8 protein-coding genes and 3 pseudogenes are annotated in these 10,066 nt (G+C 63.8%); 5 read left to right on the top strand and 6 right to left on the bottom strand.

The annotated features are described in order from the left end of the window. Positions 1–82: 82 nt before the first annotated feature. Together F6S12_RS33960 and F6S12_RS33955 are read right to left on the bottom strand one after the other, a co-directional pair. Positions 83–838 carry a methyl-accepting chemotaxis protein gene (locus F6S12_RS33960; RefSeq protein ID WP_373870541.1) on the bottom strand — a complete coding sequence of 252 codons (756 nt, stop codon included), beginning with the start codon at positions 836–838 and terminating at the stop codon, positions 83–85. A gap of 102 nt (positions 839–940) precedes the next feature. After that, positions 941–2,011 (bottom strand): annotated as a pseudogene (locus tag F6S12_RS33955) (HAMP domain-containing protein); the annotation flags it as partial. Between the two features lie 566 nt (positions 2,012–2,577). Between F6S12_RS33955 and F6S12_RS27310 the strand changes: the two are divergent. From F6S12_RS27310 to F6S12_RS33945, 3 genes and pseudogenes are all read left to right on the top strand, one after another. Then, the gene (locus F6S12_RS27310) at positions 2,578–3,894 is read left to right on the top strand and encodes a Na+/H+ antiporter family protein (RefSeq protein WP_161466524.1); all 1,317 of its coding nucleotides are present in this window, start codon (positions 2,578–2,580) and stop codon (positions 3,892–3,894) included. Between the two features lie 191 nt (positions 3,895–4,085). Beyond that, positions 4,086–4,859 (top strand): annotated as a pseudogene (locus F6S12_RS33950) (cache domain-containing protein); the annotation flags it as partial. An 84-nt stretch (positions 4,860–4,943) separates the two neighbouring features. Continuing rightward, entirely contained in the window at positions 4,944–5,765 is an 822-nt protein-coding gene (locus tag F6S12_RS33945) for a methyl-accepting chemotaxis protein (protein WP_370509004.1), read from the top strand. A 149-nt stretch (positions 5,766–5,914) separates the two neighbouring features. Here F6S12_RS33945 and yegQ read toward each other — a convergent pair whose 3' ends face one another. Next, the gene (yegQ, locus tag F6S12_RS27300) at positions 5,915–7,240 is read right to left on the bottom strand and encodes a tRNA 5-hydroxyuridine modification protein YegQ (RefSeq protein ID WP_125063513.1); all 1,326 of its coding nucleotides are present in this window, start codon (positions 7,238–7,240) and stop codon (positions 5,915–5,917) included. A gap of 159 nt (positions 7,241–7,399) precedes the next feature. Between yegQ and F6S12_RS27295 the strand changes: the two genes are divergently transcribed. Continuing rightward, positions 7,400–8,461 (top strand): AI-2E family transporter, encoded by a 1,062-nt coding sequence (locus tag F6S12_RS27295; RefSeq protein WP_011062293.1) that lies wholly within the window; start codon positions 7,400–7,402, stop codon positions 8,459–8,461. On the opposite strand, the gene F6S12_RS27290 is transcribed toward F6S12_RS27295, so the two are convergent. From F6S12_RS27290 to F6S12_RS27280, 3 genes are all read right to left on the bottom strand, one after another. Then, on the bottom strand, positions 8,458–8,640 hold the full coding sequence (locus F6S12_RS27290; RefSeq protein WP_053152771.1) for a hypothetical protein: 183 nt from the start codon (positions 8,638–8,640) through the stop codon (positions 8,458–8,460). The genes F6S12_RS27295 and F6S12_RS27290 overlap by 4 nt on opposite strands. Before the next feature lie 107 nt (positions 8,641–8,747). Further along, positions 8,748–8,942 carry a hypothetical protein gene (locus F6S12_RS27285; protein ID WP_011062291.1) on the bottom strand — a complete coding sequence of 65 codons (195 nt, stop codon included), beginning with the start codon at positions 8,940–8,942 and terminating at the stop codon, positions 8,748–8,750. A 248-nt stretch (positions 8,943–9,190) separates the two neighbouring features. Next, on the bottom strand, positions 9,191–9,559 hold the full coding sequence (locus tag F6S12_RS27280; RefSeq protein ID WP_015636359.1) for a hypothetical protein: 369 nt from the start codon (positions 9,557–9,559) through the stop codon (positions 9,191–9,193). 249 nt (positions 9,560–9,808) lie between these two features. Here F6S12_RS27280 and F6S12_RS27275 point away from each other — a divergent pair. Then, positions 9,809–10,066: pseudogene (locus F6S12_RS27275) on the top strand (shikimate 5-dehydrogenase); the annotation flags it as partial.

Genomic DNA, 10,066 nt, shown 5'->3' with positions numbered 1-10,066 from the left:
GAGATCGAACTGCCCAGGCGCTGAACTTGCCGGGCGCCAGGTTCGGCGCCCGTGGCGGCTGTCGCAGCCTGCGGCAGCGGGGTCAGACGCGGAACTGGTCCATCAGGCTCTGTTGCTGGTTGGCCAGGCTGTTGAGCGACTGGCTGACCCGCGCCGATTCATTGGCCTGCTCCGACAGCGATTCGGTGACATCGCGAATGGTCGCCACGTTGCTGTTGATCTCTTCGGCCACTGCGCTCTGCTGTTCGGCCGCGCTGGCGATCTGCAGGTTCATGTCGCTGATCACGGTTACCGCATCGCCGATCTGGCGCAGGGCGGTGACCGCCTGGCCCACTTGTTCGACGCTGCCCTGGGCCTGGCGATGGCTGTTGTTCATCGAACCCACCACCTCCCGCGTGCCGTTCTGCAGTTGCTCGATCACCTGGCGGGTTTCTTCCACCGACTCCTGGGTGCGCTGGGCCAGGTTGCGCACCTCATCGGCCACCACCGCGAAGCCGCGGCCGGCTTCCCCGGCGCGAGCGGCTTCGATGGCCGCGTTCAAGGCCAGCAGGTTGGTCTGCTCGGCAATCGAGCGGATCACTTCCAGTACCGTGCCGATCTGCTCGCTGTTGGCAGCCAGGCCTTCGACCTGGGTCATGGCGGCGCTCATGTCGGCGGCCAGCAAGTCGATGCTGCGGGTGGTGTGGTCGATCACGTTCAGGCCCTGGCGGGTGGCCTGGTCGGCATCCCGCGCGGCCTGGGCGGCCTGGGCCGCGCTGCGGGCCACGTCCTGGGCGGTGGCGCTCATTTCATGGGAAGCGGTGGCCACCTGGTCCACCTGGCGATACTGCTGCTCCATGCCGGCGCTGGTCTGGGTGGCGATGGCCGAAGACTGGTCGGCGGTGCCGCGAGCGTCCTGCACCGAGCGTTTTACCTCGGCGATGATCGGCTGCAGCTTGTCCAGGAAGCGGTTGAACCAGCCGGCCAGTTGGCCCAGTTCGTCCTGCTTGTCGTAGGCCAGGCGTCGGGTCAGGTCGCCTTCGCCGCTGGCGATGTCTTCGAGCATGTGGGCCACGCCGAGGATCGGCCGGGTCACGCTGCGGGCCATCAGCCACACCAGCAACAGGCCCACCACCGCGGCCAGCAGGCCCAGGCCGAGCTCGATCAGGGTGCCGCTGTTGTTGCGCGCATCCAGCTCGCTTTTCAGGGCTTCGGCCGGGCCTACCAGGACTTTTTCCGGAACATCCAGCAGTACGCCCCAGGCCTTGCCACCGGGGATCGGGGTGAAGGGCGCCAGCACCTTGAGTTCACGGTTGCTGTGCAGGCTCTGGGTCTGGGTGCTGTTGGCCAGCAGGCGGATCAGCTCGGCGCCGTTGGTGGTGTCGACGCTGTCCAGGCGCTGGCTGAGCTTGCTGGCGTCCGGGCTGTAGCCGGCCAGCAGGCCCACCGGGCTCAGGATGCTGACGTTGGTCTGGCCGGCATAGAGGCGCTTGCTGGCGCTCTGGCTGATGGCCTGGAGGCTGTTGAGGTTGATGTCCACCGACAGCGAAGCGATGACTTTGCCGTCCACCATCAGCGGGAAGACGATGCTGGTCATCAGCACCTTCTGGCCGTCGATGTCATAGAAGTAGGGTTCGATCACGCAGGGCTTGAGGGTGCTGCGCGGGCAGGTGAACCAGGCGTTGGCCGGCTGGCCGCTGGGGCCGGTGCGGGTGTCGCTCATGTCGCTTTCGGGCAGTGACATGGAGGTCAGCTTGCCCGGGGTGGGTTGGGACCAGTACAGGGCGAAGCGGCCCTTTTCGTTGCTGCCCAGTTCGCTCTGGCCGCCGAACAACTCGTCCTTGCCGTCCAGGGCGTTGGCTTCGAACACCAGGGACAGGCCCAGCAAGTCGGGGTTGGCCTGCAGCGCCGACTTGACCTGGCGGGTCAGGTCCTCGCGCAGATCGAAGGCGTCGAGGAAGCGTTTCTCGGCCTGTTCCCGCAGGAACAGCACCTGGCGCGAGAAGCCGTGGCCGTATTGATAGGCGTCCATGAATTGCTGGCGAATGCCCAGTGCCTGGACTTCACCCTGGGCCTCGATCCGCGCCTGGGCGGCTTCGTTGAGCATCTCCATGCTCGAGGCCTTCACCAGCTCGGAGCTGTGCTCCATGCGATACAGCGAAAGCCCCACCAACAGCGACACGATGCCCAACAGGCAGAGTCCGGCCAGCAAGGTGATTTTCCATTGGATGGAAAGTTGTCTGAGCGACATGGAGACGTCCTTTATTCGATAAATATCTGAGACTTTGCACTGTAGCGGCCGACCAATGGCGTTCTTTAAACGCTTGTTCGAAATAAACCGCGAGGCGCTGGGGCTGCTGTGCAGCCCAGTGCGAGCAAGCTCCCTCGCCACGGGTACGGGGTTGGTCTTGGGGGCTTTACGAGCAAGCTCGCTCCTGCGGGCGGCGGGGTGAGGGGTTTTGACAAGCCGGGTCGGCTGCTGCAAAGTGCGCCCCCCTAATAAGAACCTCTTTCATTTCGATGTCGGCAGCCCGCTGCCTTCCGGTCGGTCACAGGCTTTTGCGCCATTTTTAGCGGCGCAGTAATGAGGTAACGATGATTAACGCAGTAATTGCCGCGGTTGGCGTAATGCTGGTGCTCAGCCTGTCCCGCGTGCATGTAGTGATCGCCCTGATCATTGGCGCCCTGGTGGGCGGCCTGGCCGGCGGCCTGGGCATCGAGGCCACGCTCAAGGCCTTCAATAGCGGCCTGGGGGGCGGTGCCACCGTGGCCATGTCCTACGCCTTGCTCGGTGCTTTCGCCGTGGCGATTGCCAAATCCGGGCTGGCCCACGCGTTGGCGGACAAGATCCTGCTGCTGGTGGACCGGCAGGACGCCAACGGCGGCGGCCAGGTCAAGTGGCTGCTGATCGGCCTGCTGTGGGTGGTGGCGATTGCCTCGCAGAACATCCTGCCGATCCACATTGCCTTCATTCCGCTGCTGGTGCCGCCGCTGCTGTATGTGCTGACCAAGCTGCAACTGGATCGCCGGCTGATCGCCTGTGTGATCACCTTCGGCCTGATCACCCCCTACATGTTCCTGCCGGTGGGTTTCGGCAACATCTTCCTCAACGAAATCCTCCTGGCCAACGTGGCCCGCAGCGGCGTCGATATCAGCCAGGTCAACGTCACCCACGCCATGGGCATTCCCGCCCTGGGCATGCTTTGCGGCTTGCTGCTGGCGTTCTTCAGCTACCGCAAGAAGCGCGTCTATGACCTGGACCGCATCGAGAAGGTCGAGCAGGTGGCGGTGCAGTACAACCCGCGGACCCTGCTGGTGGCCGCGGCGGCCATAGTCGCGGCGTTCGTGATCCAGCTGCTGCTGGACTCGATGATTATCGGTGCCTTGTGCGGTTTTCTGATTTTCTCGGTGTCGGGCATCGTGCGCTGGCGCGAGACCGACGACCTGTTCACCGAAGGCATGAAGATGATGGCCATGATCGGCTTCATCATGATCGCCGCCTCGGGGTTCGCCGAAGTGATGAAGGCCACCGGCGAGGTCAATTCCCTGGTCCAGGCCTCGGCGGCCTGGATCGGCCACAGCAAGGGCGTGGGCGCCTTGCTGATGCTGCTGGTGGGCCTGCTGGTGACCATGGGCATCGGCTCGTCGTTCTCCACGGTGCCGATCCTCGCGGCGATCTTCGTGCCTTTGTGTGTGCAACTGGGCTTCAGCCCGCTGGCCATCGTCTGCATCGTCGGCACCGCCGGTGCCCTGGGCGATGCCGGTTCGCCGGCCTCGGACTCGACCCTGGGACCGACCTCGGGCCTGAATATCGACGGCCAGCACCACCACATCTGGGACACCGTGGTTCCGACTTTCCTGCACTACAACCTGCCGCTGCTGGCCTTTGGCTGGGTGGCGGCCATGGTCCTCTGATCATCTCGCTCTCGTAGAAGCCGGGGGTTGTCGTAGGAGCTGGCTTGCCAGCGAAGGCATCGGCAAGGTCGGTGCAAGGCTCGAGGGCCCCTTCGCCGGCAAGCCGGCTCCTACGGGTTCAGGCTCAACTTTTTTTTTGGCGTGCCGTTAACGGCATATCACGCCAATAAAAAACCAAGAGTGAGCCCCCTATGCGCTTGAGCCTGAAGGCCAAAGTCCTGTCCCTGGCAGTACTCCCGGTACTGCTGTTCGCCCTGGTGATCAGCCTGAGCACCGTGCTCATGCTGCGCCAGCAGGCACAGAAGGAAGTCGAGGAAACCCGCAACCGGCTGCTGACTGAAGCCAAGGCCACCCTGCAGAGTTATGTGGAAGTCGCGCTGACTACCGTCAAGCCGCTCTACGATGCGGCGGCGCAGGGCGATCAGGCCGCCCGGGCCGAAGTGGTCAAGCTGCTGTCCAATATCAGCTATGGCAAGGACGGCTACTTCTTCGGCTACGACTCCGAGACTGTGCGCCTGTTCAAGGGCAACAGTCCGGACGGCGTGGGCAAGAGCTTCAAGGACAACCGCGACCCCAATGGTGTGTACGTCAACCGCGAGCTGGTGCGGGTCGGCAAGGACGGCAGCCACTATGTGCAATACAGCTCGACCCAGCCGGGCAGCGACGTGCTGGTGCCCAAGCTGGGCTACACCGAGTACCTGCCCAAGTGGGACATGGTGCTGGGCACCTCGGTCAACCTCGATGGCATCGACGCCCAGGTCGCCGCAGTGCAGAGCAGCGTCAACCAGCGCATGGAAGGCATGGTCCTGAGCATCCTCGGGATCGCCGCGGTGGTGCTGGTGGTGATCGCCGCCCTGGGCATGCTGGTGGCCAACACCATGCTGCGCCCGCTGAACCTGATGAAAGCCAACCTCGACGATATCGCCGCCGGCGAGGGCGACCTGACCCGGCGCCTGGCCATTACCAGCCAGGACGAACTGGGGCAGTTGGCCGGCTCGTTCAACCGCTTTGTCGACAAGATCCACGGCCTGGTGCGGCAGATCACCGAGATGACCGGCCAGCTCACCGAGCTGGTGACCCAGGTCTCGGATCAGGCCCAGCGTTCGGAACAGGCCATGGAGCGCCAGCGCCACGAGACCGATCAGGTGGCCACGGCGATCAACGAAATGTCCTCCGCAGCCCACGAGGTGGCCCGCAGTGCCCAGGGTGCAGCCGTTGCCGCCCAGCAGACCGATGAAGAGGGCCAGGCGGCCAAGCGCGTGGTGGATGGCAGCATCCAGCAGATCCATGCGCTGGTCAGCGATATCCGCAACAGCGGCACTTCCCTGGACAGCCTGCAGCAGGACGTGACGTCGATTGTCAGCGTGCTGGACGTGATCCGCTCGATCGCCGAGCAGACCAACCTGCTGGCCCTGAACGCCGCCATCGAAGCGGCTCGGGCCGGGGAGGCCGGGCGCGGTTTTGCGGTGGTGGCCGACGAAGTACGGGCCCTGGCCAGCCGCACCCAGCAGAGCACTCAGGAAATCCAGGGCATGATCGACCGCCTGCAGCAGGGCACCCGGGTGGCGGTGGACGCCATGCGCCGTTCCAGCGATGCCGGCGACGGCACCTCGGTGAAGGCCAACGAAGCCGGGGCGTCGCTGGACACCATGGCCCAGTTGATCGGCACCATCAATTCGATGAACGCGCAGATTGCCAGTGCGGCGGAAGAACAGACCGCGGTGGCCGAGGAGATCAATCGCAGCGTGCATCAGATCGCCGTGGCGGTGGACAGTGTGGCCGATGAAACCCAGCGCGGCGCCCAGACTTCCCGCAGCCTGGCGGACCTGGGCCAGCGCCTGGGGCGGCTGGTGGGACAATTCCGTATCTGAGGGCGGGGCGCCGGTGGCTGGTGTAGCCGCTGCCAAGCCTGCGAGGCTGCGAAAAGGCCCGAAGGGCCTTGCGTGGCGGTCTTTTGGCAGCCCACCAGAAGGTCCCACCGCCCCCGTCAGCAGCTACATCAGGGTGTTAACTGCACGGCTCAGGCGCTGATATCGCGCATCAGCAGGCCAAAGCGCAGGTCCACCTGATCAGGGATCGGCAGGTACACCGTATGGCCGTCACCTGGCGCCACTTCGATGGCTTCGCCCTTGGCGTTCTGCAACTGGTGCAGGTCGAAATGGAAGTTGCCCCGAGGGGTCATCAGTTCCATGTGATCGCCCAGGGCGAAACGGTTTTTCACCTTCACTTCGGCCAGGCGGTCGCGGCGTTCGCCGGTCAGTTCACCGACGAACTGCTGGCGCTCCGACACCGAGCTGCCGTTCTGGTAGTTCTGATACTCGTCATGCACATGCCGGCGCAGGAAACCCTCGGTGTAGCCGCGCTGGGCCAGGGACTCCAGATCGCTCATCAACTGGCGGTCGAACTCGCGGCCAGCGGCGGCATCGTCGATGGCCCGGCGATAGACCTGGGTGGTGCGTGCGCAATAGAAGTGCGACTTGGTGCGCCCCTCGATCTTCAGCGAGTGCACGCCCATGCGGGTCAGGCGCTCCACGTGCTGCACCGCCCGCAGGTCCTTGGCGTTCATGATGTAGGTGCCGTGCTCGTCTTCGAAGGCCGGCATCAGCTCGCCCGGGCGATTGGCTTCCTGCAGCAGGAACACCTGGTCGGTGGGGGCGCCCAGGCCCAGGGTCGGCTCCGGCTGGTAGCTCTGCACGATGTCGCCCACGGCATTCTCGGTGGCCGTCTGGGCGCTGTATTTCCAGCGGCAGGCATTGGTGCAAGTGCCCTGGTTGGCATCGCGCTTGTTCATGTAGCCCGACAGCAGGCAACGCCCGGAGTAGGCCATGCACAGCGCCCCGTGGACGAAGACTTCCAGCTCCATGCCCGGCACCTGCTGGCGGATTTCCTCGATCTCCTCCAGGGACAGTTCCCGGGACAGGATGATCCGGGTCAGGCCCTGCTGCAGCCAGAACTCGACGCTGGCCCAGTTCACCGTGTTGGCCTGCACCGAGAGGTGGATCGGCATCTGCGGGAAGTGCCGGCGTACCAGCATGATCAGCCCCGGGTCGGACATGATCAGCGCATCCGGGGCCATCTCGATCACCGGCGCCAGGTCCTTGAGGAAGGTCTTGAGCTTGGCATTGTGTGGGGCGATGTTGACCACCACGTAGAAGCGCTTGCCCTGGGCCTGGGCCTCGCGGATGCCGAGGGCCAGGTTGGCATGGTCGAATTCGTTGTTGCGTACCCGCAGGCTGTAGCGCGGCTGGCCGGCGTACACCGCGTCGGCGCCATAGGCGAAGGCGTAGCGCATGTTCTTCAGGGTGCCGGCGGGGGCCAGGAGTTCGGGTTTGGCGAGGAGCGTCATGGGGCTGTCGGTCGCAAAAGGTCGCGAGGGTAAGCCAGTGCGCTAGGGTATTCATTGATCTGGATCTATGCCGACAGCAGAAAAAACGGCACTCGGCGCCGCGGCCGGGGACTAAGCCTCAGGACGCTGATTTTCCGCGTGACAGACCTGGACCTGTAGATGAACCAAACCAACCTGCAAAACAAAAGCCTGCTGCTGTTGCTGGCACTGGTGACCCTGGCCTTTATCTGGATTCTGCTGCCGTTCTACGGTGCGCTGTTCTGGGCAGTGATCCTGGGCATTGTCTTCGCCCCCTTGCAGCGTCGGCTGCAGGCCCGCTTCGGCTGGCAGCGCAACTTGACGTCCCTGTGCACCCTGTTGATCTGCCTGGTGATCGCGATTCTGCCGGTGATCATCACCAGCGTGCTGCTGGTGCAGGAGGGGGCCGAGCTGTACAAGAAAATCGAAAGCGGCCAGCTGGATATCGCCGCCTACCTGGCTCAGTTCAAGCACAGCCTGCCGCCGTACTTCCAGCATCTGCTGGACCGCTTCGGCCTGGGCGAACTCAAGGGGCTGCAGGAGAAGGTGGTCAAGAGCGCGATGCAGGGCAGCCAGTACCTGGCGACCCAGGCTTTCAGCTTCGGCCAGGGCACCTTCGAGTTCGTGGTGAGCTTCTTCATCATGCTCTACCTGCTGTTCTTCTTTCTGCGCGACGGCCCGGAGCTGGTGCGCAAGATCCGCACCGCCGTGCCCCTGGCGGAATACCAGAAGCGCCGCCTGCAATTGAAGTTCAACCGAGTGGTGCGGGCCACGGTCAAGGGCAATGTGCTGGTGGCGGTGACCCAGGGCGCCCTGGGGGGCTTGATCTTCTGGTTCCTCGACATTCCCAGCGCCTTGCTCTGGGCGGTGCTGATGGCGTTCCTGTCACTGTTGCCGGCCGTGGGGGCGGGGATTGTCTGGGGGCCGGTGGCGGCCTACTTCCTGATCAGCGGAGCGATCTGGCAAGGGGTGGTGCTGGGGCTGTTCGGGGTGTTCGTGATCGGCCTGGTGGACAACCTGCTGCGGCCGATCCTGGTGGGCAAGGACACCAAGATGCCGGACTACCTGATCCTGATCTCGACCCTGGGAGGGCTGGCGATCTTCGGCCTCAACGGATTTGTCATCGGGCCCCTGATTGCCGCGCTGTTCATGTCCAGCTGGGCCCTGTTCGTCGAGACCCGGCCCCGGGTGCAGTTGCCCTAGGGCTGGACGATGCGCAGCGCCAGTTGCCGGGACAGGGTCTGGGCGGCGGGCAGGGAGGTCAGCGGGCCGCTGACCATCTCGCCGTCGCGCACCAGGTACCAGCAAGCCAGCAACCCCAGTTCCCTGAGCGATGCGGGGACCGCGCTGCCGATGACGGACATGATCTGAACCTTGGGCATGACAACCTCCTCGATCTGAGGGGGTTACCTTACAAAGCCCCAAGTGCTACGAAAAATCACCCAATCTGATAGTGGACATTGATGCCGGTGCTACCGCAGCCGGCAGTTCAGTCCACCACCTGGTCGAGCATGTGCAGCACTTCCTGCTCGTTGAGCAGGCCCTTGCGCACCAGGTTCTGGGCCAGCAGCGAGAGGAACTTGGCGCTGCGGTGGCCTTCCAGGTGCTTGAGTTCGGTCAGGGCGTCGTACACCCGGCTGGAGGTGCAGAGGCCGGCGACGCGGTGCGGGTTTTGCGTGGGCATGGATTCGTCCTTGTTGTTATGGGCCTGTGGCGAGCGGACTGTGTCGATCTTGTCGTCCTTGAATGACACAAACATGACAGTCGCATGTCGCTCACCGCAGCCGTGGGATCAGTACACTATTGCCGGATTTAAACGCAAATACTGTTCCAGTCACGACATGCTTGAGAATTATTCAGACATTCGGATAGTGGCAAAATGCAACAAGCCCCGCTTTGGGGGCGGGGCCTGTTGTTTGATTCTGCCAGTGCTTACCAGCGGCCGGGACCCGGGCCGTAATAGTAATGCGGGTGGCCGTAGTAACCGCGAGGTGGCCCGTAGTACACCGGTGCCGGGCGGTAGTAGACCGGTTGCTGCACATAGACCGGTGCCGGCTGGTAGTAGACCGGTGGTGGCGGTGCGGCATAGACCGGCTGCGGTTGGACATACACCGGCGCTTGCTGCACATAGACCGGGCGATCCTGGTTGGCGATCACCGAACCCACTACGGCAGCGCCGACGACAGCACCCAAGGCGGCGGGCCCGACCCAGCCACCACCACCGTGGGCTGAAGCCTGGCCTGCGACAGCGAGTGCACCAATGAGCAAGGCTATCTTGGGGATTTTGGAGATCATGGTCATTCCTCGGTTCAACCCCAGCGTTTATGGTCTGCACCAGACTCAAGAACTGACGCGGGGATACTTCTAAGACAGCGGTTCCTGTGAAATCTGCACAGCCGCTGAGTAAATATTGTGTAAGGTCTGTACCGGTCTCTTTACCGTCATCCCTGGGCGGTGGCGAAGGCCGGTGAACACGCGCCGATATGATCAGGCCAAGCGGCGCGCCAGACCAATCCCGTCCATCTGAAAGTGCCGAGCGAGGAAACCGATATGCAAATGAACCCCAACAAAGACACTCAGTTGTGCATGTCCTTGTCCGGGCGCCCGGGGAATTTCGGCCTGCGTTTTCACAACCACCTGTATGAGCAGTTGGGTCTCAATTTCTACTACAAGGCCTTCAGCAGCCAGGACCTGCCCGGCGCCGTCGCCGGGATCCGGGCGCTGGGCATCCGCGGTTGCGGGGTGTCCATGCCGTTCAAGGAAGACTGCATCGCCCTGGTGGATGAGCTGGATGCCTCGGCCCGGGCC

The organism is Pseudomonas sp. JV245A (genome assembly GCF_032424515.1).
Classification (GTDB): domain Bacteria; phylum Pseudomonadota; class Gammaproteobacteria; order Pseudomonadales; family Pseudomonadaceae; genus Aquipseudomonas; species Aquipseudomonas protegens.
The sequence above is the reverse complement of the archived record's forward strand: the minus strand, read 5'-3'. Positions and strand labels throughout refer to the sequence as shown.